The organism is Nocardiopsis sp. NPDC058789, assembly GCF_042745575.1.
GTDB classification, from domain to species: Bacteria; Actinomycetota; Actinomycetes; order Streptosporangiales; family Streptosporangiaceae; genus Nocardiopsis; species Nocardiopsis eucommiae.
In genome coordinates, this window is record NZ_JBHYOW010000028.1 from 1 (window position 1) to 23,899 (window position 23,899).

A 23,899-nucleotide genomic window follows, 5' to 3' on the forward strand; every position below is an offset into this window, starting at 1 on the left:
GGTGGGGGGCCTCTCCCGGGGGGGGGGGGGGGGGGGGGGGTGGGGGGGGGGGTGGGGGGGGGGGGGGGGGGGGGGGGGGCCGGGGGGGGGGGGGGGGGGGGGGGCGCCCCCCCCCCCCCCCCCACTCCGCGTTTTCTCAGGACACCACTCGGGTAAACACGTAGGACATGAAAGCCCAGCCCTCGTGTCCACGTTGCGGACGCGCCGTACAACCCCCGGGGTTGTGGACCAGCGCGTGGAGGTGTGACGCCCACGGGGCGGTCGCACCCCTCCAGGGCGTACGGGCACCCGGCCCCGCCGTACTCGACACCCTCCTCGCACAGGCCGGGGTCCCCGTGTGGGTCCCGTGGCCGCTGCCGACCGGTTGGGTGGTCACCGGGTTCGCGGAGGTCGGTGACGAACGCAGCGGCGCGCTGGCGGTGGCCGTGGCCCTGTCCGGCCCCAACCCGCTCGGCGGCGTGGGTGAGGCGGTGATCGTCGCCGAGGACCCGGGGATCGGCCTGGGCGCGCGCATCGCCGGTCTGGAGGGGCCCGACCCCGGACAGGGCTTCGACTCCGGCCCGCCCGACGCGAAGGTGCGCTTCGACGGGCACGAGGTGGCACTGTGGAACCTCGACGTGGGGCGCGACCGTGCCGCCTACGCCGGTGAGGCGCTCTCCCACTGGCTGTGGCTTGTCTTCGCCTCCGCCGACACCGGGTTGCTGATGTGCGAGGTCAGCTCCCTGCGCGACCTGCGCGACCTCCGGGACGGCGGCGTCGCCCTGGAACCGCCGTTCGGGGCGCCCAGCCCGTTTCTCAGCCGAATCCTGAGGGCCGAGGGCGAACAGGACTGACCGGCCCCGGGCCCCCGTACCGAGCGGGAACGCCCGCGCTTACGTACAATCGCCCGGTGACACGTATCGACCTGCACTCCCACAGCTCGGTCTCCGACGGGACCGACGCCCCAGCCGAGGTCATCGCGTACGCGGTCGCCGCCGGACTCGACGTACTCGCTCTGACCGACCACGACACGGTCGGCGGGATCGCGGAGGCGGCGGAGCACCTGCCGTCCGGGTTCACCCTGGTCCCCGGGATGGAACTGTCCTGCGCCTACGAGGGTTCCAGTGTCCACCTGGTCTCCTACCTGTTCGATCCGGACTCCTCCGGTCTGGCCGCCGAACTCCGCCGTGTCCGGTCGGACCGGGCCTCCCGCGCCGAGGAGATGGTGGCCAAACTCCAGGAGCACGGTGTGGACGTGACCTGGGAGCGGGTGCTGGAGATCGCCGGGGCGGGCGTCGCGGAGTACGCCGACGCCAACACCATCGGCCGCCCCCACCTGGCCCGCGCGGTGGTGGAGGCGGGCGCGGCCCGCGACGTGCAGGACGCCTTCGACAAGTGGATCGGTTCGGGCGGCCCCGCCTACGCGTCCCGGTACGCGATCGATCCCGTCCGCGCCGTCGAGCTGGTCCGGGAGGCGGGCGGGGTCTGCTCGCTGGCCCACCCGGGCAGGGCCGAGGGCGCCACCAACGGCGCGGTGCCGGTGGAGCTGGCCGAGCGCATGGCAGCGGCCGGGCTGGGCGGGATCGAGGCCGACCACCCCTCGCACAACCGGACCCAGCGCAAGTTCTGGCGGGGCGTCGCCGCGGACCTGGGCGTGGTGGTGACCGGGTCCAGTGACGACCACGGATCCCTGACCGGGCGCCGTCTGGGCTGCCGCACCACGGCCCCGGAGGCGTTCGAGGAGCTCACCGCCCCGGCGACCGGGGTGCCGCTGATCGTGGGGTGACCTGCCGCCGGGGCCGGGTCTTCGGTACGGTACGGACCACTGCGCGGGGACGCGAGAATGGTCGCAGCGTTGTAGCACTTACCCCTGGATGAGAGGTCTGTAGCCGTGTTCTGGAAGCGGAAGCCGAAGAAGCAGGACGGCCAGGAGGCCACCGATTCCGCTGCGGAGGTCGCGGAGGACACCACCGAGGAGACCGAGGACGACGCGGTCGCGTCCAAGGACGCCGAGGCGGTGGAGAAGGACGTCACGGTCAAGGACGAGGCCGACGCCAAGGACGTCCCGGCCGACTCCGAGTCGGAGAAGGCCGACTCCGAGGACTCCGAGCCGGAGAAGGCTGACGCCGAGGAGTCCGTGGACGCGGACGCCGGGTCCGACGAGGCCGGTGGCTCCGAGGCCGACGCGGACCAGGACGACGCCAAGGCGGAGGACGGGACCGACACCGAGGACTCCGCGTCCGACTCCGACACCGCGTCCGACTCCGACACCGAGTCCGCCGACGCGTCCGAGGACGAGGACGACGTGGTGGAGGTCGGAGTCACCGGCCCCGACTCCGACGGCATCACCCGTGTCCGCACCGCCGGGACCTTCGAGTTCGACGGCGAGAAGTACGACATCATCAGCAACACGTGGATCATCGAGGCCGACAAGGACGGAGTCGTGATCATCGACCCCGCCCACGACGCCGAGGCGATCATGAAGGCCGTCGGTGACCGCGAGGTCTACCTGGTGGCCTGCACCAACGGCTACAGCCCCCACATCGAGTCGGCCCTGGCCATCGCCCAGGAGACCGAGGCCGACATCGCCCTGCACCCCCGCGAGATGCGCGCCTGGCGCCGCCTCCACGGCGCGGAGCACCGCCCCGAGATCGACGTCGAGGGCGAGGGCGCCCTGGACATCGGAGACCTGCACATCGACGTCCTGGCCCTGCCCGGCACCACGAACGGTTCCGTCGGCTACTACGTGAGCCAGCTCGGCGCCGTGTTCAGCGGTGACACCCTCCGCAAGGGGGAGCCCGGCATGGTCGGCAACACCTACATCGACTACACGACCCAGCTCGCCTCCATCGGAGAGGGCCTGCTCTCCCTGCCGCCGGACACCCGCGTCCTCCCGGACCGCGGCCCGTCCACCACGGTCGAGGCCGAGGGCCGCAACTTCGACTCCTGGGTCTGATCCCTCCGGACCACGCACGGCCGGGTGACCGCTCCTCACAGGGGCGGCCACCCGGCCGTTTCCTTCCGGGCACACCGGTCGGGCGGACGCGGTCTCAGCGTCGGCCGACGGACTCGGTCTCGTTCCAGAAGCCCGTGAGCGCGCTCGACGTGGTCTCGGGGGCCTCCACGTTGGGGGAGTGGCCCGCACCGGGGACCACCAGCCGACGCGCGCCCAGGCGCTCGGCCATGCCGTCCTGCTCGGCCAGCGGCCAGGCGTCGTCGTTCTCGCCGTAGAGGACCAGGGCGGGAAGGTCGACTTCGGCCAGCTCGTCGATCCGGTCCCGGGCGCCCAGCAGGTCCTCGGCCATCCGGATGAAGGCCAGGGCGCTCGTGTTCAGGAACCGCTCGCGCAGGAAGTCCACGACCTCGGGCTTGACGGTGCGGGCGCGTGCCTCGGCGGCGAAGCGCTCGTCCCACAGCGTCAGGAGCCGTTCCGGGGACGGGTCCATCGACAGCGCGGCGATGAGGTTGCGTGCCCGGTCGGCGGCGGGGCCGCTCAGGGCGCCGGGGCCGGAGCACATCAGGGTGAGGGAGGCCAGCGGCGCGAGTTCGGTCAGCGCCGCCTCCTGGCAGACCAGACCGCCGAAGGAGTGCCCCACCAGGTGCACGGGGCCGCCGTCACCGACGACGTCGAGGACCTCGCCCACCACCGCGCCCAGGGAGGACAGGCGGTAGTCGGGCGGCTCGACCCCGGGCGGCGGGGTGAGGGTCTCGGGGCCGGGCGAACGGTACGTGCCGGGCAGGTCGATCGCGACCACCTCCCGCCCGGCCTGGGCCAGGCTCTGGAGGAGGGCGATGAAGTCCTCCTTGCTGCCGGTGAAACCGTGCACCAGGACAGCGGGGGCGAGGACGGTGCCGCCGGAGGTGGGCTGGGCCCGGAGTGCGGCCACCGGACCGTACGAAAGACGCAGGTCCGTGCGCCGCACACCCGGCGGCGGATCGAGGAACTCAGGTGTACTCACGTCGGGCCACCCTAGACGATGGGACTACCGGTCCGGGGCTACCCGACGCGGATTCGACCGTTCTCGGATCAGGTGATTCAGGTTGGTTCAGGTGTTCTCGGGGTCGCGGCGCACGGCGCCACGGGTACGACGACGGCGGCGGACCCGACGGGCCCCGTCACCCTCACCGGACTGCTCCGGGCCGCTGGCGGGGGCCTCCGCCCTGACCGTGGCCTTCACCGCGGCCTTCTCCGTCGTGCCCTCGGAGCGACCGACGTTCTCACCGCTGCGGGTGCGTCGACGCGAACGGCTCCGGTCGCGGTCACGGGAGCCCTTGCGGCCTCCCTGCTCACCGCGCTCACCGCGCTCCTTGCGGTCCCCACGGCCCTTGCGGCCACCCCGGTCGCCGCCGCGCGGCTGCCCGGTGTCACCGATGTCCTCGACCTCCTCGGCCTCCAGACCGGCGTGCTCCCCGCGCTTGTCCATGGCCAGCTTGCCCTTGGTCCCCTTGGGGATGCGCAGCGCCTCGAAGAAGTGCGGCGAGGTGGAGTAGGTCTCCTCGGGCTCGTGGAAGTCGAGGTCGAGCGCGCCGTTGATCAGCTTCCAGCGCGGCATCTCCTGCCAGTCCACGAACGTGACGGCGGTACCGGTACGCCCAGCGCGGCCGGTGCGGCCGATGCGGTGCGTGTAGGTCTTCTCGTCCTCGGGCGTCTCGTAGTTGACCACGTGGGTCACGTCGTCGACGTCCAGTCCTCGGGCGGCCACGTCGGTGGCGACCAGGATGTTGATCTTGCCGTTGCGGAAGGCCCGCAGGGCGCGTTCGCGCTGGCTCTGGCCGAGGTCGCCGTGGACGGCCGCGGCGGCGAAGCCACGGTCCTTGAGCTCACCGGCGACCCGGTCGCAGGCCCGCTTGGTCTGGCAGAACACCATGCTCTGTCCGTGCTCCTCGGACTGGAGGAGACGGGCCAGCATCTCGGGCTTGTCCATCTGGTGGGTGCGGAACGCGTGCTGGGCGATCCGCTTGGTGATGGCCGAACCGTCGATCTCGTTGTCGTCACCGGCCCGCACGTGGGTGGGCTGGCGCAGGTAGTTCCGGGAGAGAGTGACGATCTCGCTCGGCATGGTGGCCGAGAAGAGCATCACCTGGCGCTCGGTCGGGATCTTCTTGAGGATGCGCTCGATGTCCGGGAGGAAACCGAGGTCGAGCATCTTGTCGGCCTCGTCCAGGACCACCGCCGCGACCTCGTCCAGACGCAGGTGCTTCTGGTTCTCCAGGTCGAGCAGACGGCCCGGGGTGCCGACGACGACGTCGACGCCCTCCTTGAGCCCGTTGATCTGCGGCTCGTAGGAGCGACCGCCGTAGACGGTCAGGATGCGTCCGCCGCTGCGCTTGCTCGCGGTGGTGAGGTCGGCGGCCACCTGGATGGCCAGCTCACGGGTGGGGACGACGACCAGGGCGCGGGGCCGCTTGGAGGTGCCCGGCTTGGCCTGCGCGCGCTGGAGCAGGGGAAGACCGAAGGCGAGGGTCTTGCCGGTACCGGTGCGCGCCTGGCCGATGATGTCGCTGCCGTTCAGCGCGATCGGCAGGGCCAGCTCCTGGATGGGGAACGGGGATATGATCCCCTCCGCCTCCAGGGCGTCCGCGATCTCCGGGCTCACGCCCAGGTCGCGGAAGGTGGTCGTGGGTGTCGTTGATTCTTCTGTGCTGCTCAGGGCTCAGGCCTCCATCTAGGCGGGCCGCAGCGTTGTTCGTGGCCGCGGCGGGGTGCGGTCGCGGGCGGCTTCTGACCGCCGCGGAGGGCGCGGCTCACCGGTTCCCGCTTCGGCGAGGGAGACCCGGTGGCGCTGCCGACTGGACCCGCGCGGCCCGGGGGGTTCCCTGGTCACGATGTCTCGGTTCCATCCGCTGGATTGTCGTGTGCGGTGCGTAGCTGGGCGCGTGGGCCGTTGCTCCCTCACGCCGCACTGCTCGTGAGGACACGTTGTGGTGTCCGGCTGACACGTCGCTGGGCGCCCGCGTCCGCGGCGCCGGAAGGCGCGCGGGAGGGCCCGCGTCGCGGGGGTGCGGGACGCGGCGCCGCGATCGTGCGCGCCGGTCATCACGCTGAGTCTAGCTGCTGGTTAGCCCGGTGCACATAGCTGGTCACTGTGCTGTGGACCCCGTCGTGTAGCCGGGCTCCGACGGCCGAGACCGTACCCGCTCCCAGCCGGTGCAACCGTTCCCAGGAGGCGTTTAGTCCCCGATTGGGTGGCGGAGGGGCCGAGCGATACCCTGGCGGGCATGACCCAAGGCTCCTCTGCGCAACCCGGCGTGATCGATCTGCTCGGCCTGCTCGCCTACGCCGAGCTCGGTTCCTTCTTCCGTCTGGCCGACGACGCCGGTCTCGCGCCCTCGCTGCGGACCAAGGGTCAGCTGGCCGGTCTGGCCGCCACCGAACAACAGCACTACCAGGCGCTCCACCGGCGCCTGGCGGAGCTCGGGGTGGACCCCGAGGAGGCCATGGCCCCGTTCGTGCGGCCGCTGGACGGCTGGCACGAGCGCACCGAACCGCAGAGCTGGCTGGAGAGCCTGGTCAAGACCTACGTCGGTGACGGCATCGCGGGCGACTTCTACCGCAGGGTCGCCGAACTGGCCGACGCCGACACCCGCGCCCTCGTCGAGGACGTGCTCGCCGAGACCGAGCGGGCCGAGTTCGTCGCCGAGCAGGTGCGCGCCGCCCTGGTGGAGGACCCCAGGCTGGCCGGACGCCTGTCCCTGTGGGCCCGTCGTCTGGTCGGGGAGGCGCTGAGCCAGGCGCAGGCGGTGGCCGTGGACCGGCCGCAGCTGGCCGCGCTGCTGGCGCGCGACCCGAAGGTCGCCGAGCGGGAGGAGCGGACGGGTGACTCGGGCCTGGGTGACCTCGCCGCCGTCAGCCGGATGTTCGCCTCGCTCACGGAGGGGCACGCGGCGCGACTCTCCGCCATGGGCCTGGCCGAATAGGCGCGCGGATCGCCCGTCCGGTAGTGGTTTCGGCCTTCTCGGGGCTTTGACCGGGACTTGGTCCCACTTGGTCAAGCGCGGGTAATTTCCAACACATTCGTTACGATCCATTGGTCCGGCGCACATAGAGTCGATGGAGTTTCCCGTCTCCTGACCACGCGAGTAGGTACTTCCATGCCCCGTGGGACCTCCGTGCGCCACCCGCTGGCCGGACTCACCCGTGACTTCCACAAGATCGGCCCCCTCGACGCGCCGGTGCCGCCCTGGATGAGCGCTGAGCTGGACCAGCACGCCGCACAGGTGTGCGAGGGCATCGTCTCCGGCGGCGCCGAACTCACCGCCAACACGCTCGGAACGTACCTCCACGGATTCCTCGACGGCTGCCTCGAACGCGGCTGGGACTCCGAGGACGCCAGCTATGACTGGGAGACACTCCGCATTCTCGCGATCTGCCGACTGGCGAAGGACCGTGGTTTCGTCCGCTAGGTTGGTGACGTCCGCAGGCGGGTGTGATCTGCGACGCGATTCCTCTCGCTGTCATCGCCCTTCTGGTTCTCCGGCGGAAGCCGCCGCTTGGGCGTACGCTGAATTGACACCGGTGAACCACGACGGCCCCCGACCCGGATCGGCGCTCCGCGCCGGTTCCAGTGGCCTGCGGAATGCAACGTGGCATTCTCGGTGTTCCAGGGGCGAGGCGGTACCCGGGCACCGTGACCGGCGGAGCGGCCCGAAGAGCCGCGAGAAAGGAAAGCGAATGAGGAGCGGTCGGCATGGGGCGGCGCGCCCACCGGTCGGCGTCCTGATCCAACAGGATCGCGTCGACTTCGCGCTTTTCGCACTGATCTTCGTCGTCGCACTCGTGTCGATGGTGTTCACCGGGCCTGGAAGCGTCGTCTTCTGGCTGGCGTTCCTACCGATGATCGCCACGGGCGTGCTGGCGTTCCGACGTATCGAGAGTCTGTCCCGGCAGGAGCTGCGGGACTCCGAGTTCCTGTGACGGAGCGCCGCACCGGCGGCGTACACGCGACGAGGGCGAGGCCGTTGGCCCCGCCCTCTCCTGATGCTCCGTGCCCTCGCGGCTACGAGGTGGGCTCACCACCCCTCCCGCGCTGTCCCGGAAGGCTGGAGGCCTCCTCCTTGGAGCCCTGGTCCGCGGTGGCGCCCGGACGGCCCATGGCCGCCTCGCGCCCCGCCTCGTAGCTGCTCGCGCCGCCACTCACACGGGCGGTCTCGCGCTCGGCCGCCTCCAGCCAGTTCGTCCAGCGGGACTGCATCGGCCGGATGAGTCCGCCGCCGACGCCGACCACCAGGATGCCGCCCACGGTGGCGAGCACCGCGACCAGCACCGGCAGGGTGACGGTCGTGGCCACGCCCATCTGGTTCAGCGCGGCGATGACACCGAGGGCCAGCACGGCCACGGCGGCGACGTTGGCCAGGAAGCGGCCGTAGGACAGCGCTCCCAGAGCACCGGTGATCAGGTCCCGGACGGCCTTGGCGATCATGCCCGCCACCACGACGATCACCAGCGCCACGATGCCGTGCGGAATCCAGGCGATGACGTCGTTGAGCAGCGTGCTGATCGGGTTCGGCCCGAAGACGTTGAACGCGAGCGTCAGCACGAACAACAGGCCGACGTAGTAGATGATCTTCCCGCCCAGCTCGCTGGCGGTCCAGCGGCTGCGCTCGAAGTACTCGCCCACGCCTCCGCGGTGCAGTGCGCGGTCCAGACCGACGCTGTGCAGGCCCTTGGCGACGCCCTTCCCCACGAACCAGGCGATGATCCAGCCCAGTACCAGGATCACCAGGAAGCCCAGCAGCAACGGCACGAAGCCCGCCACCGTCTGCCAGGCGTCCATCAGGCCCTGACCGATGTCCATACGTCCTCACCCCCGAATCGCTGGTTCCGCCCGGTTGACCAGTTGCCGGTGCCGGGCGGATACGGCGAAGAGAAGCGCGTTACTTCTCAGTTCCGCGATACCCGTCGCAAGATAATTGAACCGTTCCGAATGCCGGTGTCGAGTTGATTGCCCAGACTTGACACAGGAATGGCTATTCTGTGGTTCTTTTTGGGCTGGATATTCGGGACAATACGCGACGGGAATTGCGGGAGAAGGAAACGGCCCCCGGAACACGACCGTGTTCCGGGGGCCGCGACGTGTGCGGCCGGGGGTCAGTCCCCGGTCTCGTCCTCGTCCGCGGGCCGGGTGAGGTCCCATCCGCTGATCCCGCGCCAGGCCAGCCGGGCCACCAGCTGCTCGGCGGCGTCCTTGGGGACCGCGCCGTTCCTGTTCAGCCAGTAGCGGGCACTGGTCTCGGCCATGCCGACGAGCGCGATGCTCAGCAGGTGCGCCTCGTCGTCGGAGATGCTCGTGTCCTGGCGGATGACCTTGCCGATGAGTTCCGCGCAGCGCTGGAACGTGTGCTCGCTCTTCTCCCGGACGGCCGGGAGGTTGCGCAGGTCGGACTCGAAGACCAGCCGGAACGCCTCTCCGTCGCCCGCGACGAAGTCGAAGTAGGCCTGGAAGCTGGCGGTGACGCGCTGACGGTTGTCGTCGGTGCTCTCCAGCGCCTCCCGCTGCTTCTCGACCAAGGCCTCGGAGTGTTCCTCCAGAAGGGCCAGGTAGAGCTCCAGCTTCCCAGGGAAGTGCTGGTACAGGACCGGCTTGCTGACTCCCGCGCGGTCCGCGATCTCGTCCATCGCCGCGGCGTGGTACCCGCGGGCGACGAAGACCTCCTGAGCCGCTGCCAGGAGTTGGCGGCGGCGCCGGACCCGGGGCAGACGCGTGCCCCGGGCGCGGGCGTCTGATGGAGCTGTCACACCCACACCCTCCGAACTCGGCATTGCAGATGCACGCCGTTGACCGGACATCTGCGTGGCTGACGCTGTCGGACCCGGCCTCGGCTCTGTGACGCGGCCCGCAGCTCTTTTCGCCCATCCTACTCCGGCGTAGGTTCGGTGTGGGCAGTGAGGACGGAGGGACGCCCGTGGTCAGCGGCGCTCGTCCTCGTCCTGTCCGGCCTCGCGGACCTGCTCGATCACGTCGGCCTCGTCCGCCTGGTCGAAGCTCTCCTCCGAGGCCCGTTCGGTCCAGTCCTCGCGCGGTTCGCCTTCGTCAGCCCGTGTGCGCTGCTCGGCCGCGTCGGCCTCCGGCACGGCCGAGGCGGGGTCCTCCTCCACGGGGGCGGTGCGTCGGTTCCCACTATCAGTTGCCACCGGGTCCTCCCAACATCGTCGCGGAGCGTACGAGTGACACTACCCGCGCCGGGTGCCAGGGCAAGGGGAGCCGCGCGGCCGACCGTCGCGCACCACGTGGAATGAACACCCGGGCCGTGGTGGTTGAGGGAGGTCAGGAAGCGACGAGTACCACCCCTCCCCGGGGTGGGAATGGAATACCCCACCCGTTAGGTTGGGTATAACTGCAAGCAGCTCCGCGCACCGCTCCCCAGGTGGACGCGGGGCGATCCGAACAGTCATGAGGAGTCACCGTGTCGCTGCCGCCGCTGGTCGAACCAGCCGCCGAGCTGACCGTGGACGAGGTGCGCCGCTACTCGCGCCACCTGATCATCCCCGACGTGGGCATGGACGGCCAGAAGCGCCTGAAGAACGCCAAGGTGCTGGTCGTCGGCGCGGGCGGCCTCGGTTCCCCGGCCCTGCTCTACCTGGCCGCCGCCGGCGTGGGCACGCTCGGCATCATCGACTTCGACGTCGTCGACGAGTCGAACCTCCAGCGCCAGATCATCCACGGGCAGAGCGACGTCGGCCGTCCGAAGGCCGAGTCCGCCCGGGACAGCATCAAGGACGTGAACCCCAACGTCGAGGTCATCCTGCACCAGGACCGCCTGGAGTCCGACAACGCGTTGGACATCCTGGCACCGTACGACCTGATCCTGGACGGCACGGACAACTTCGCCACCCGTTACCTGGTCAACGACGCCGCCGTCATCCTGAACAAGCCCTACGTGTGGGGTTCGATCTACCGGTTCGACGGTCAGGTCAGCGTCTTCTGGAACGAGTACGGGCCGCAGTACCGCGACCTCTACCCCGAGCCCCCGCCGCCCGGCATGGTCCCCTCCTGCGCCGAGGGCGGCGTGCTGGGCGTGCTCTGCGCGTCCATCGGCTCGGTGATGGTCAACGAGGCGATCAAGCTCATCACGGGCATCGGTGACCCGCTGGTCGGCCGTCTGCTCATCTTCGACGCCCTGGAGATGACCTGGCGTGAGGTCAAGGTCCGCAAGGACCCGGACACCGAGCCGGTCACGGAGCTCATCGACTACGAGGCCTTCTGCGGTGCGGTGTCCGAGGAGGCCACCCAGGCCGCCTCCGGCTCCACCATCACCGCTCCGGAGCTCAAGGAGCTGCTGGACAACAAGCCCGACGAGATCTTCCTCGTGGACGTGCGCGAGAAGAACGAGTACGAGATCGTCAGCATCCCGGGCGCCACGCTCATCCCCAAGGGCGAGTTCCTCAACGGCAAGGCCTTCGAGCGCCTGCCGCAGGACAAGCGCGTGGTCCTGCACTGCAAGTCCGGCGTGCGCTCCGCCGAGGCCCTGGCCGCAGTCCAGGCCGCCGGGTTCTCCGACGCCGTGCACGTGGGCGGCGGCGTCCTGGCCTGGATCAACCAGGTCGACCCGAGCCTGCCCGAGTACTAGCGAGCCGGCCCGCACTGCGGGCCGCGAGCGCCTCCCGCGGACGGCGCCGGGTGTTCCCGGCGCCGTCCGCCGCGTTCCGGGGTGGAGTTTTCCGAGGTCCTCGCCCCTATCAAGGTGGACAAGTGGGTACGAAACACCCACGGGGTGCGGTGCCGACCTCCGGTGCGGGCCCCTGCCGCGAGGAGGTGGCGTGATGCGTGAGAAGGGACGCTGGGCGGACGTGGCCACGGTCGTCGTCGGACTGGCCGTGGGGCTGAGCTGGATCGTGCACGGGTTGTACGGCTTCTCCGGAGCCACGTTCCTCCTGGTGGGGCTGGCCGTCATCGTCATGGGCGTGATGTCCCTGACCCGCCCCGGCGCGCTGGTGACCGAACTCGCCGTGACGGCCGCCGGTGTGCTGCTGTTCGTCCTGCCCTGGGTGCTGGGCTACGCGCACGTCCTGCCCGCCGCGGTGACGGCGTGGGTCGGTGGTGTGGTCATCGCCGCCCTGGGCGTGAACGGGCTGGTCCAGGCCCGCGCGGCGCGCAGGCGCGATCCCGAACTGGCCTGGGGCAACCACATGAACGTGGTGCCCGAGTAGCCGGGGGAGCGTGAGCGGCCGGAGAAGGTTAAGTGTCGGCGGGGGTGGATAGGCTCGGCGCATGGTCGATCCCCACCCCCGAGAACCCGGCGAGGACGCGTCGGAGCCCGTCGACGAGTACACCGAGGAGGTCCTCTCGGTGGTCGAACGGATCCCGCCGGGCCGGGTCATGAGTTACGGCGACATCGCCGAGTACGTCGGCCGGGGCGGCCCACGGCAGGTGGGGTCGGTGATGTCCCGCTGGGGCGGGGCGGTGCCCTGGTGGCGGGTGGTGCGCTCGGACGGGCGCCCCGCCGAGGGGCACCTCGTACGTGCTCGATCCCACTATGCGGCGGAGGCCACCCCGATGCGTCCGAGCGGCGACCGGGTGGACATGCGGGAAGCCCGATGGGACGGGGGAAGCGGAGCCTGACGGGGGTACCGGGCGCCGTCGCGGCGTCCGCGATGGTCGTCGACCTCTGGTGAACTGGAGGCGTGAACACATCCCCGTACCGTCTTGTGCGGCGCGCCCACCAGGTGCTGCCGCCTCCGGTGCTGGACGAGAACCAGCAGCGCGTGGTCGACCACCCGGGCGGCCCGCTCCTGGTCCTGGCGGGCCCCGGGACCGGCAAGACCACCACCATCGTCGAGGCCGTGGTGGACCGTATCGACAACCGGGGCGTGGACCCCTCCCGGATCCTGGTGCTCACCTTCAGCCGCAAGGCCGCCCAGGAGCTGCGCGAGCGCATCACCGCCCGACTGCGGCGCACCACCCGCGAGCCCCTGGCGCTCACCTTCCACAGCTACGCCTACGCCCTGATCCGCCGCGAGTTCCAGCGGATGGGCGACGCGCCGCCCCGGCTGCTGTCCGGGCCCGAGCAGCTCATGGAAGTACGTGAGCTGCTGAAGTGGGAGTTCGAGGACGGTGCGCGGGCGTGGCCCGAGCGGCTGCGCCCGGCCCTGGAGACACGCGGCTTCGCGGAGGAGCTGCGCGACTTCCTCATGCGCGCCCAGGAGCGCGGCCTCGGCCCCGCCGAGCTGGCCCGCGCCGCGGCCGAGCGCGACCGCGACGACTGGACCGCCGCCGCGGGGTTCCTCTCCCGGATGAACGGCCGGTTCGACATCGCGCCGGTCCCCACCCTCAACTACGCCGAGCTCGTGCGGGTGGCCGCGAACATGCTCTCCGACCCCGAGGTGCAGGAGCGCGAGCGCGCCGCCCACGAGGTGGTCTTCGTCGACGAGTACCAGGACACCGACCCGGCCCAGGAGGAGCTGCTGCGCGCCCTGGCCGGGGACGGCCGCGACCTCGTCGCGGTGGGCGACCCGGACCAGTCCATCTACGGTTTCCGTGGCGCCGAGGTGGACAACATCCTCGACTTCCCGCGCCGCTTCCCCACGCTGCGGCGCACCGACGCCCCGGTCGTGGCGCTGCGCACCTGCCGTCGCAGCGGCGCCACCCTGCTCGCGGCCTCACGGGGCCTCACCCGCCGCCTTCCCGCCGTGGCCTCCGCCCGGGGCAGGGTCAACTCCCACCGCGACCTCCTCCCGGCCGAGGGCGTCCCGGACGGCGAGGTGCAGGTCCTGATGGCGGACAGTTCCACGCAGGAGGCCGCGGTCATCGCGGACACGCTGCGCCGCGCCCACCTGGTGGACGGGGTGCCGTGGTCGGACATGGCCGTGCTGGTGCGCTCCTCCAGCCGCCAGCTCCCGGTGCTGCGGCGCGCGCTCGCCGCCGCCTCCGTGCCGGTGGTCGTGGGCTCCGACGACCTCCCGGTGGCGGCCGAGCCGATCGTCCGCCCCCTGCTCGGCCTGATCCGCTACGGTCTGCGCCCGGAGGAGCTGGACGACGACGCCGCCCGCGAGCTCCTGATGAGCCCCTTCGGTGAGGCGGACTCGGTGCGGCTGCGCCGACTGGTGCGCGCCCTGCGCCGCCTGGACCTGGACCGGGTCCGCGACGGTGGTGCCCCCGGGACGCCCGAGCCCGCAGGGAAAGGTGTGCCCGCCGGGGAAGGAGTGCTTGCCGGGGAGGACGTAGCCGCTGGGGCTACTGGGACGGCCTGGATCGACGGGTCTGCCGTTGACACAGGGACCCCTGGGGACGTTGGGCCCGTAGTTGAGGACCTGCCCGCTGGGGGTGCTGGGGCACCCGTGGCTAACGGGTCCGACAGGGCGTCAGGTGCCACCGAGAGTGCCGAAGAGCCTCGGGAGACCGGATACCGGCCCTCCTCACGGCTCCTCGTGGACGCCCTGCGCGACCCCGGTGAACTCACCCTGGTGGACCCGACCGTGGCCGCCCCGGCCCTGCGCGTGGCCAACGCCCTGCGCACCGTCAGGGAGCTGACCGCCAAGGGGGCCGACGCCGAACAGGTCCTCTGGGAGCTGTGGCGGGACAGCGGCCTCGCGGACCGCTTCATGCGCGCCAGCCTGGCCGGGGGCCGACGGGGCGCCGCCGCCGACCGCGACCTCGACGCCGTGGTGGCGCTCTTCGAGAGCGCCGCCCGCTACTGCGACCGTCTGCCCCCGGGCACCCCGGACGGGTTCCTGGAGGACCTGGCAGCCCAGGAGATCCCCGGCGACAGCCTCGCCGAGCGCGCCCCCGAGGGCGAGGCGGTGCGCATCCTCACCGCCCACCGCTCCAAGGGCCTGGAGTGGGGGCTGGTGGTCGTGGCCGGGGCCCAGGAGGGCGAGTGGCCGGACCTGCGGCTGCGCGGATCCCTGCTCGGCGTGGAGGAGTTGGTGGACTCCGGCAGCCACTCCGCCGACTCCTTCGGCGCCGCCCTGGCCTCCAAGCTCCTGGACGAGGAGCGCCGCCTGTTCTACGTGGCCCTCACCCGGGCCCGCCGCTCCCTGCACGTCACCTGCGTGGGCGGCGAGGACTCCGACGAACGCCCCTCCCGCTTCCTCAACGAGATGGGCCTGGGCGACCCGGAGCCGGTCAGCACCGGCCGTCGCTGGCTCTCCCTGCCCGCGCTCGTCGCGGACCTGCGCTCGGTGGTGACCGACCCCGGGGCGCCGGACCCCCTGCGCACCGCCGCGGCCGGGCATCTGGCCCGCCTGGCCGAGGAGGGCGTCCGGGGCGCCGACCCGGCGGAGTGGTACGCGCTCACCCCCTTCTCCGACGCCCGGCCCCTCTCCGACCCCGAGGACACCATCCGGGTGTCCCCCTCCCAGGTGGAGAGCTTCACCAACTGTCAGCTGCGGTGGCTCCTGGAGCGCGCCGCCGGGGCGTCCTCCGGTGACTCCGCCTCCGCGCTCGGCACCGTCGTGCACGCCGTCGCCGTCCTGGTGGCGGAGGGCGGCACCGCCGAGGAGGTCGGCGCCCGGATGGACGAGATCTGGGCCGACCTCGACTTCGGCGGCCCCTGGCAGTCCGACAAGCAGCGCGACCGCGCCGACGAGATGGTCCGCAAGTTCATCACCTGGGACGCCGCCAACGACCGCGAACTCGTCGTCACCGAGGAGGGCTTCAAGGTGGACGTGGGCGGGATCGAGATCACCGGCCGCGTGGACCGCCTCGAACGCGACTCCGAGGGCCGCGCCGTGGTCGTGGACATCAAGACCGGCGGCACCAAGGCCGACGACCTGGCCCGCCATCCCCAGCTCGGCGTCTACCAGATGGCCGTGCTCAGGGGCGCCTTCGCCAAGCTCGGCCTGGCCGAACCCGGCGGTGCCACCCTCGTCCAGGTCGGCAAGGCCGCACTCAGCAAGAAGGCGCGAGAACAGGTCCAGCCCCCGCTGGGCGAGGACCCCGACCCCGGATGGGCGGGGACCCTCGTCCGCGAGGTCGCCACCGGCATGGGCGGAGCCCGTTTCGCCGCCACCCGCAACACCGGGTGCAACGCGTGCGCCGTGCGCGCCTGCTGCCCGGTCCAGGACGAGGGCAGACATGTCTGAACCCATCCCCGCCCCCTCCGCCCCCGGTTCCCCCGATCCCCACAGGCCCCGCTTCAGCCCCGCCGAACTGGCCCGGCTCCTCAAGCGCCCCGAACCCACCGCCGAGCAGGCCCAGGTCATCTCGGCGCCGCTGGAGCCCGGAGTGGTGATCGCCGGTGCGGGATCGGGTAAGAGTGAGACCATGGCGGCCCGTGTCGTGTGGCTGGTCGCCAACGGCCACGTGCGCCCTGAGCAGGTCCTCGGGCTGACCTTCACCCGCAAGGCCACCGCCGAGCTGGCCGAGCGCGTGCGCAAGCGCCTGGAGCAGCTGCGCGCCACCGAGCAGTTCCCGGACGAACTGCTGGACGGTGAGCCCACCGTCTCCACCTACAACTCCTACGCCGGGCGCATCGTCGCCGACCACGCCCTGCGCGAGGCGGTCGAACCCACGTCGCGCCTGCTCAGCGAGGGTCAGGCCTGGCAGCTGGCCGCCCGGGTCGTCGGTGAGTACGACGGCCCCATGGAGCACGTGAACGTCGGCGCGGACACCGTCACCCGCAGGGTCCTCGACCTGTCCGGGCAGATCTCCGACCACCTCACCACCACCGACCAGGTGCGCGGCGTCGGCCGGTGGATCCAGGCGGGGGTGGACGCGATGTCGCGCAAGCCCACCCAGCCCACCCGGGACCTGGTGGACACCCAGCGCCGCCGCGAACAGCTGCTCCCACTGGTGGACCGCTACAACCACGCCAAGCACGCCCGCGAGGCCATGGACTTCGGTGACCAGATGGCGCTGGCCGCGCGCATCGCCCAGAACCACGCCGAGGTCGGTCTGATCGAGCGCGGCCGGTTCCGCGTGGTGCTCCTGGACGAGTACCAGGACACCAGCCACGCCCAGCTGGTGCTGCTGCGGGCGCTGTTCGGCGAGGGGCACGCGGTGACCGCCGTGGGCGACCCCTGCCAGTCCATCTACGGATGGCGGGGAGCGATCGCCGCCAACCTCACCAGCTTCCCCACCGACTTCCCGGTCGCGCCCGGACGCCCCGCCCCCGTCCGCCGCCTCACCTTCAGCTTCCGCAACGGAGAACGGGTCCTGCGGGTGGCCAAGCGCATCTCCGAGCCGCTGCGCGCCGAGGCCGCCGAGGTCCCGGTGCTGCACCCCAGCCAGGCACGGCAGGGGCGCGGCACGGCACGCGCGGGGCTGTTCGCCACGGAGACCGAGGAGGCCGAGTGGATCGCCGACCACGTACGGGACCTGCTCGGAGCCGACGCCGAGCGGCCCGGTGGCCAGGTGTTCGCGCCCGACGGGCTGGTGTGGCCCGAGAGCGAGTCCGGCGGAGACCCCGACGGCGGTGTCAGCCCCGGCGACGTCGCGGTGCTGTGCCGCAAGAGGTCCCAGTTCCCGCCGCTGCGCGACGCCCTGGAGGCGCGCGGCATCCCCGTGGAGGTGGTCGGACTGGGCGGGCTCATGCTCGTGCCCGAGGTCCGCGACATCATCGCCACCCTGCGCGTGGTGCACGACGCCTCCGCGGGGAACGAGCTGGCCCGCCTGCTCACCGGCCCGCGCTGGCGGTTGGGCCCCCGCGACCTCGCCGCTCTGGGCTCCCGTGCCACGGAGCTGGCCCGGCACACCCGCCGCGACCTCACCGGTCCGGCGGCCGAGGAGGGCGCGCACGAGGAGTCGGAGGACCTCCTGCGCCGCACCGTCCTGGACCTGACCGCGGAGAGCGGCAGCCTCGTGGACGCCGTGGACGACCCCGGGCCCGCCGAGAACTACTCGGAGACCGCCCACGAGCGCCTCGGCCGTCTCGCGGAGGAGCTGCGCACCCTGCGCAGACTCGTGGGCCAGCCGCTGCCGGACCTCATCACCGAGATCGAGCGGATGCTGGGCCTGGACATCGAGGTGGGCGCGCGCACCAACCGCGACCCCCTCTCGGCCCGCGCCGACCTGGACGCCTTCGTCGACCACGCCGTCCGTTTCGTCGGCAACTCCGAGGACCCCACCCTGGGGAGCTTCCTCGGCTACCTGAACGCGGCCGAAGAGAACGAGAGCGCGCTCAGCCCAGGGGAGCGGGTGGGCGGCTCGGACAGCGTGAAGCTCATGACCATGCACGGCGCCAAGGGCCTGGAGTGGCCCGTGGTGATCGTGCCCGGGGTGAGCGCGGGCGCCCGCGCCCCGCTGTTCCCCGCCAAGGCGCGCGACTCCCTGGCCTGGGTGAAGGCCGATCACATGCTGCCGTACCCGCTGCGCGGCGACCGCTCCAGCCTGCCCACGCTGCGCGGGGTGGAGAAGGAGGACATCGCCGCGTTCAAGGAGGCGGAGGAAGCCCGCCACCTGATGGAGGAACGGCGCCTGGCGTACGTGGCGGTCACCCGGGCCTCCTACGAGCTGGTGTGCACCGGGCACTGGTGGGGGCGGACCGGAAGCACCCCGCGCGGGCCCTCGGAGTTTTTGGAGGAGATCCGGGAGGCCTGCGAGCGGGGCGCCGGGGGAGTGGTGCGCTGGGACCCGCCGCCGGACCCGGAGGACACCAACCCGCACGACGAGGAGGAGTCCTCGGCGGTGTGGCCCCCCGAGGACGTGCCCGCCGTCTCGGGTTCCGCCGAGCCCGCCGCGACGCCGCTGCCGGTCCCGACCGTGCCGGAGCCCGTGCCCGACTTCGAGTTCGGGCCGGAACCGGACTTCGAGTACGAGCCGGATTACGACCCCGAGTTCGACGACGTGCCGGAGCCCGACTTCGACGCGGCCGTCGACGCCGTGCCCGAGCTCGCTCCCGCCTCCGACCCGGCCCCGGACGCGGACCCGGGCGCGGCACCGGAGCCCGACGCGAATGCGGAGCGGCCCCCCGCCGACTCCCGCCGGGCCCAGGTCCTGGCCGGTGCCGACCTGGTCGAGCGGGCCCGCGCGCGTCTGCGCGAGGGGAAGCCGACCGGACCGACCAAGACCCCGGAGGGCCTGCGCCGCAGGCTCCAGGGCTGGGAACGCGACACCGAGCTGCTGCTCGCCCACCGCGACCGGGCCGCCGTCGGGCCGGTGGACGGGCCGGTGCAGGTGGAACTGCCCGACCACCTCTCCGTGTCCTCCATGGTCTGGCTGGCGCGCGACCCCTCGGCGCTGGCCCGGCAGATCCGCCGACCCCTGCCACGGCCGCCCGCGCCGCACACACGCCGGGGCACGGCCTTCCACACGTGGTTGGAGCGGCGGTTCGGCCACAACGCCACGTTGCTCGACGAGCTGCCGGGGGCCGCCGACGAGACCGCCGGTGAGGACGAGGACCTGGCCGAACTCCAGCGCAGGTTCGAGGAGAGCGAGTGGGGCGCGCGGATTCCGGCCGAGGTCGAGGTGCCGTTCGAGACGGTCATCGGTGACCGGCTGATCCGGGGACGCATGGACGCGGTGTTCCATGACGCCGACACCGGCCGGTACGACGTCGTGGACTGGAAGACCGGGCGGCCGCCGGGGAACGACGTGGAGCGCAGGGCCGTCGGCGTGCAGCTGGCCGCCTACCGCCTGGCCTGGGCCGACCTGGCCGGGGTGGAGCTGGAGGAGGTCCGCGCCGCGTTCCACTACGTGCGGGCCGGGGAGACCGTGCGCCCCGCCGACCTGCTGGACGCGGACGGGTTGGCCGCCCTGATCACCACCATCCCCGAACCCGACTGAGGACCGGGGAGCCGGGCCGACGGCCTGGCCCGGCGTGGGCTGGTCGTGGTGGGCGCGGCCGGGGCGTGTCAGTTCCCGCCCGGCCCGTTCTCGGGCGTGGTCAGCGGACCCTGCTGTTCGCGTTCGTGGAAGGCGTCCGGCGCGGCCCAGCTCGCGAGGAGCCTGAGCCGTTCCTCGTCCGAGGTGCCCGGCTCGGCGGTGTACAGGGAGAGGTCGTGCACCGCCCTCGGGGACGTGGGCAGGTCCAGGGACCGGAAGGTCAGCTCCAGGTCGCCCGCCTGTGGGTGGTGGAGGCGCTTGACCCCGCCGTGCAGGATGCGCACGTCGTGCGAGGCCCACAGCGTACGGAACTCGTCGCTGAGTGTGGACAGCTCACCGATGAGTTCCCGCAGCCCCTGGTCGTGGGGCTCACGTCCGGCCTCGGCGCGCAGCAGCGCCACGGTCATCGCCGCCCCCGCCCTCCAGTCGACGAGGAAGTCACGGGAGGCCGGGTCGAGGAAGTGGTAGCGGGCGAAGTTGGCCCGCCCGTGGGCGGCCGTCGTCGGGCTGTCGAACATCGGCGCGTACAACGCCCTCGCCAGGGCGTTGGTCGCGACCACGTCCAGTCGGCCGTTGCGCACGAACGCCGCCGACATCGTGATGGAGTCCAGCATCCACTGGACCGGCGGGGCGAGCGCGACCTCACGGCGGCGGGTGGCCCTGCGGTGCGCCGGGCGCGCGGCGCGGGCCAGGTCGAACAGGTGGGTGCGCTCCTCCTCGTCCAGACGCAGCGCGTGGGCGACGGCGTCGAGAACCTCCTCGGACACGCCCGCGATGTGCCCCTTCTCCAGCCGGGTGTACCACTCGATGCTCACCCCGGCCAGGACGGCGACCTCCTCGCGGCGCAGCCCCGGGACCCGGCGGCGCGAGCCCGGAGGGAGACCGACCTGTTCCGGGGACAGCTTGGCCCGTCGGCTGGCGAGAAAGCCCCTGATGTCCGCGCGGTTGTCCATGCCGTTCACGATAGGCGCAGGTGAGCGTGTCAGGGGGGTTGAGGTTGTACCCCCACTGACGCGACCTTCTCCGTGACGGCCGAGACGGGTGGAGTGGGGGTGACAGCGAGAGCACCACCGAAAGAGACCGATCATGCGCGCCACACTCATGTACCAAGCAGGAGACATTCGGGTCGAGAACGTGCCCGACTCCCGGATCAAGCACCCCACCGACGCCCTGGTCCGTATCACCGCCTCCTGCGTCTGCGGCAGTGACCTGCATCCGTACCACTCCATGTCCGCCGCCGAGGGCCCCGCCCGGATGGGGCACGAACTCATCGGCGTCGTGGAGGACACCGGGTCCGAGGTCACCACGCTCACCAGGGGAGACCTGGTCGTCTCGCCGTTCGCGATCTCCGACAACACGTGCGCGTTCTGCCGGGAGAACCTCCAGACCTCCTGCGCCCACCACGAGGCCGGGTTCTGGGACGGCATCGCGGACGAGGGCGGCCAGGCCGAGGCGGTCCGTGTGCCGCTGGCCGACGGCACCCTGGTGAAGCTGCCGGTCGCGCCCGACTCGGCGCTCATCCCCTCCCTGCTGACCCTGGCCGACGTACTCGGCACCGGCTACCACGCGGCCAGGGCCGCGCACGTGGCTCCTGGTCAGAGCGTCACCGTGATCGGAGACGGCGCGGTGGGCCTGATGGCCGTGCTCTCGGCCAAGCGCCTGGGGGCCGAGCAGATCGTGCTCATGGGCCGCCACACCGACCGCACCGACCTGGGGCGGGAGTTCGGCGCCACCGATGTCGTCGCCGAGCGCGGTGAGGAGGGTATCGCCCGGGTCCGCGAGCTCACCGGCGGCCACGGATCGCATGCCGTCCTCGAAGCGGTCGGACACATGCCCGCCTACGAACAGGCCGTCGGCGTCGTCCGCCCCGGCGGCGTGGTCAGCCGCGTGGGCGTCCCGCAGTACGAGCAGGCACCCGTCGGCTTCGCCAGCCTGTTCCGGCACAACATCCGCCTGGCGGGCGGGCCCGCTCCCGTGCGCGCCTACATCGAGGAGCTGCTGCCCGACATCCTGGACGGGACCATCGAGCCGGGCAGGGTCTTCGACGCCACCACCGACCTGGACGGCGTGCCCGCCGGCTACCGGGACATGGACGACCGCAGGAGCCTGAAGGTCCTCATCCGGCCCTGACCCCGGCCGCCGTGCCAGAGGGGTTCGCTTCCGTCGTGGTGGTGTGGGCGATCGTCGCATGGTCACCCGCACTACTGGGGTTGGCCCTGCTGGCCTGCTGACTTCTCTGTCTGCCTGGCGGAGGTGGAGGGACGGATTCGATGAGGGTCGGTGGGCCTCGAGCTCTGTGTGGAGCGTGTTTCGTGTCGCGGCCGGTCATTCGCCCGAACGGAACCGCGGCGGCGATGGTGGGTGGGTCCCCAGGTCTGTGCCGAGCGTTCTCCGTGTCGCGGCTGGTCGCTCAGGATGACGGAACTGCGGCGGCGAAGGTGGGCGTGTACCCGAGTCGGCGCTTCGGCCCCCTTGCCGTGAGTGGAGGTCGGGGCGGGGATGTGGGGTGTGGGCATGACGGGACTCCCTCTCGGCCAAGGGTGTGCGGGCGTGCCAGGGTCGGGCCCCGTGTGCTTCGGGGCGGGGACCCATGGCGGTGGGGTCCGGTGCCGGGGGCTATTCGCGGGGCGGGCGTGGTGCCGGTATCGGGCCTGCTGGGCTGGGTGATCGGCCTCGCTGGCGGCCGGCCCACATCCTCTTGTCCCTGCGTAGCCCCCACCGGTGCTTCAACCGGTTGTGGGTCGAGCACAGCGGCTGGATGTTCTCGACGCTGGTACGTCCGCCCTGCCACCACTCCACGATGTGATCGGCCTGCGTCCACTTCAACGGGACGTCACACCCGTGCTGCCACGCACAGGTGGTGTGTCCCACGAACGCGGCCACCTTGATCTGCGGGGTGGCGATCCGGTACTCGTGTCCCACGTCCAGCACCGCACCCGTGCGGTGCTCCACCATCAGGTGGCGCACCACGCTCTCGCCCAGCAGCTCGCGCACCGCGCTGGTGGGGACCACCCGCCCGTCCTGGGTGGTGGCCGGGTCCTGACCCTCACACCCGGTCAGGGTGGTCGCGGGGATCAGGATGTTGATGAGCGCCGCCGGGGAGGAGGGCTTCTCACACTCCTGGTGGGTCTGCGCCCGCCCCACCGCGTTCATGAACCCGTCATAGTCACGCTGGGCCCGGGAGAGCCCGTCGTCGGTGTCGTGGGGGTTGGCGTAGCTCTCCAGGACCGCTTCCAACCGCAGCGCGTCAGCGGCCGATCCCCAGGCCTGGAACAGGAAGCTCCCACCGAAGGTCCGCGACAGGGTGGCGCCTCGCTGGGCGTGGGCGGCCTCGTGGTCGCGTTCGACCCGGTTCGGGTCCAGGCGGGCACCCATCTGGTGGGCGGCCCGGCCCAGACCCGCCACGGAGGTGTTGGGGCGCTCCTGTTTGAAGGCGAGCAGCCCGTGTTCCATTTTCGCGGCGAACAGAACGGGGTCGGGGTTGTCAGTGGAATTCCTTTTCTCCACCGCCCGCTCCACTCCGGCCACCACCGCTGCGGCTTCCCCGAAGGAAAGCTCACCCTCTTCCAGGGCTCGGGTGGTGTCCGGGAAAGTCCCGCGCATCGCGGTGCGCCCCACGGTCGCCATTTCGTTGGCCTGCGTGGCGCTGATGGCGAAGGAGTGTCGCATCCACGTGGCCAGGTCGCGCTGGCCACCCTCGCCGAGGAGCTGCCCGTTGGCCTCGATACGGGCCAGAGCCGTGGCCATGTGGTGCTTGATCTGGTCCAGGTGTTCCCACAGGCGGGTGGCCTGGTCGAGTACCTCACCCTCACACCCGGGCGCCAGCTCGCGGGAGAAGAAGGCGGTGGCCTCTTCCCGGGCAGCGAGCACGGCCACCTCCACCGGGGACAACCCGGTGGAAGAAGCGGGCACTGCGGGAAGGAGGTTCATAATTCCATAGTAAGCCATTCGCTCTTTCGTGGGCTATGGCCAAGTGGTTATAAAAGCCTTTCCGATGGCAAGCATGAATCGCTGATCTGTCATTGTGTATAACCCTGAAAAGGCCGCACAGGTGTGCTACATAGTCCCCGCGCTCACCCTCGCTGCTGCTTTTCGTTACGCACCTTGACCGGCCGAGACACGGGCGACCGTTCATCGCAGACCCGAGGACACCGCTCACCCTCGCCGCCGCTTTTCGTTACGTACCTTGATCGGCCGCGACACGGTCAGCCGTTCCACAC

General features: G+C 71.7%; 19 protein-coding genes. 12 read left to right on the plus strand and 7 right to left on the minus strand.

What is annotated here, in order from left to right; translation table 11 throughout:
* Positions 1-167: 167 nt before the first annotated feature.
* The 3 genes from ACFW3L_RS25580 to ACFW3L_RS25590 all read left to right on the plus strand — a co-directional run bounded on the left by ACFW3L_RS25580 (position 168) and on the right by ACFW3L_RS25590 (position 2,935).
* Positions 168-833, plus strand: a complete 666-nt coding sequence (locus tag ACFW3L_RS25580) for a DUF6758 family protein (protein ID WP_378747881.1) — start codon at positions 168-170, stop codon at positions 831-833.
* 56 nt (positions 834-889) lie between these two features.
* On the plus strand, positions 890-1,765 hold the full coding sequence (locus ACFW3L_RS25585) for a PHP domain-containing protein (RefSeq protein WP_378747885.1): 876 nt from the start codon (positions 890-892) through the stop codon (positions 1,763-1,765).
* A 105-nt stretch (positions 1,766-1,870) separates the two neighbouring features.
* On the plus strand, positions 1,871-2,935 hold the full coding sequence (locus tag ACFW3L_RS25590) for an MBL fold metallo-hydrolase (RefSeq protein WP_378747890.1): 1,065 nt from the start codon (positions 1,871-1,873) through the stop codon (positions 2,933-2,935).
* A 94-nt stretch (positions 2,936-3,029) separates the two neighbouring features.
* Here the strand turns inward: ACFW3L_RS25590 and ACFW3L_RS25595 are convergent, their stop codons facing one another.
* Positions 3,030-3,938 carry an alpha/beta fold hydrolase gene (locus ACFW3L_RS25595; protein ID WP_378747897.1) on the minus strand — a complete coding sequence of 303 codons (909 nt, stop codon included), beginning with the start codon at positions 3,936-3,938 and terminating at the stop codon, positions 3,030-3,032.
* Between the two features lie 87 nt (positions 3,939-4,025).
* The gene (locus tag ACFW3L_RS25600) at positions 4,026-5,576 is read right to left on the minus strand and encodes a DEAD/DEAH box helicase (protein WP_378747900.1); all 1,551 of its coding nucleotides are present in this window, start codon (positions 5,574-5,576) and stop codon (positions 4,026-4,028) included.
* 622 nt (positions 5,577-6,198) lie between these two features.
* Here ACFW3L_RS25600 and ACFW3L_RS25605 point away from each other — a divergent pair.
* The 3 genes from ACFW3L_RS25605 to ACFW3L_RS25615 all read left to right on the plus strand — a co-directional run bounded on the left by ACFW3L_RS25605 (position 6,199) and on the right by ACFW3L_RS25615 (position 7,894).
* On the plus strand, positions 6,199-6,897 hold the full coding sequence (locus ACFW3L_RS25605; protein ID WP_378747904.1) for a ferritin-like fold-containing protein: 699 nt from the start codon (positions 6,199-6,201) through the stop codon (positions 6,895-6,897).
* 174 nt (positions 6,898-7,071) lie between these two features.
* The gene (locus ACFW3L_RS25610) at positions 7,072-7,383 is read left to right on the plus strand and encodes a DUF6401 family natural product biosynthesis protein (protein WP_378747907.1); all 312 of its coding nucleotides are present in this window, start codon (positions 7,072-7,074) and stop codon (positions 7,381-7,383) included.
* Positions 7,384-7,651: 268 nt separating this feature from the next.
* Positions 7,652-7,894 (plus strand): hypothetical protein, encoded by a 243-nt coding sequence (locus tag ACFW3L_RS25615; RefSeq protein WP_378747910.1) that lies wholly within the window; start codon positions 7,652-7,654, stop codon positions 7,892-7,894.
* A gap of 82 nt (positions 7,895-7,976) precedes the next feature.
* Here ACFW3L_RS25615 and ACFW3L_RS25620 read toward each other — a convergent pair whose 3' ends face one another.
* From ACFW3L_RS25620 to ACFW3L_RS25630, 3 genes are all read right to left on the minus strand, one after another.
* Entirely contained in the window at positions 7,977-8,774 is a 798-nt protein-coding gene (locus ACFW3L_RS25620; RefSeq protein WP_378747913.1) for a hypothetical protein, read from the minus strand.
* A gap of 293 nt (positions 8,775-9,067) precedes the next feature.
* Complete coding sequence (locus tag ACFW3L_RS25625; protein WP_378747920.1) at positions 9,068-9,715, minus strand: TetR/AcrR family transcriptional regulator; 648 nt, start codon at positions 9,713-9,715, stop codon at positions 9,068-9,070.
* Positions 9,716-9,886: 171 nt separating this feature from the next.
* Entirely contained in the window at positions 9,887-10,111 is a 225-nt protein-coding gene (locus ACFW3L_RS25630) for a hypothetical protein (RefSeq protein WP_378747924.1), read from the minus strand.
* 272 nt (positions 10,112-10,383) lie between these two features.
* Here ACFW3L_RS25630 and moeZ point away from each other — a divergent pair, with 272 nt between their 5' ends.
* From moeZ to ACFW3L_RS25655, 5 genes are all read left to right on the plus strand, one after another.
* The gene (gene moeZ, locus ACFW3L_RS25635; protein ID WP_378747928.1) at positions 10,384-11,547 is read left to right on the plus strand and encodes an adenylyltransferase/sulfurtransferase MoeZ; all 1,164 of its coding nucleotides are present in this window, start codon (positions 10,384-10,386) and stop codon (positions 11,545-11,547) included.
* Between the two features lie 193 nt (positions 11,548-11,740).
* Positions 11,741-12,127, plus strand: a complete 387-nt coding sequence (locus ACFW3L_RS25640; protein WP_378747931.1) for an SPW repeat protein — start codon at positions 11,741-11,743, stop codon at positions 12,125-12,127.
* Positions 12,128-12,188: 61 nt separating this feature from the next.
* Entirely contained in the window at positions 12,189-12,539 is a 351-nt protein-coding gene (locus ACFW3L_RS25645; RefSeq protein WP_378747938.1) for an MGMT family protein, read from the plus strand.
* An 86-nt stretch (positions 12,540-12,625) separates the two neighbouring features.
* The gene (locus ACFW3L_RS25650) at positions 12,626-16,000 is read left to right on the plus strand and encodes an ATP-dependent helicase (RefSeq protein WP_378748052.1); all 3,375 of its coding nucleotides are present in this window, start codon (positions 12,626-12,628) and stop codon (positions 15,998-16,000) included.
* Positions 15,993-19,640, plus strand: a complete 3,648-nt coding sequence (locus tag ACFW3L_RS25655; protein ID WP_378747946.1) for a UvrD-helicase domain-containing protein — start codon at positions 15,993-15,995, stop codon at positions 19,638-19,640. The genes ACFW3L_RS25650 and ACFW3L_RS25655 overlap by 8 nt, the downstream gene beginning before the upstream one ends.
* 68 nt (positions 19,641-19,708) lie before the next feature.
* Here ACFW3L_RS25655 and ACFW3L_RS25660 read toward each other — a convergent pair whose 3' ends face one another.
* Positions 19,709-20,632, minus strand: coding sequence for a helix-turn-helix transcriptional regulator (locus ACFW3L_RS25660; protein WP_378747950.1), 924 nt, complete (start codon positions 20,630-20,632; stop codon positions 19,709-19,711).
* Between the two features lie 133 nt (positions 20,633-20,765).
* Between ACFW3L_RS25660 and ACFW3L_RS25665 the strand changes: the two genes are divergently transcribed.
* Positions 20,766-21,809 (plus strand): zinc-binding dehydrogenase, encoded by a 1,044-nt coding sequence (locus ACFW3L_RS25665; protein WP_378747955.1) that lies wholly within the window; start codon positions 20,766-20,768, stop codon positions 21,807-21,809.
* Positions 21,810-22,295: 486 nt separating this feature from the next.
* On the opposite strand, the gene ACFW3L_RS25670 is transcribed toward ACFW3L_RS25665, so the two are convergent.
* The gene (locus tag ACFW3L_RS25670) at positions 22,296-23,609 is read right to left on the minus strand and encodes a DUF222 domain-containing protein (protein WP_378747960.1); all 1,314 of its coding nucleotides are present in this window, start codon (positions 23,607-23,609) and stop codon (positions 22,296-22,298) included.
* Between the last annotated feature and the right edge of the window lie 290 nt (positions 23,610-23,899).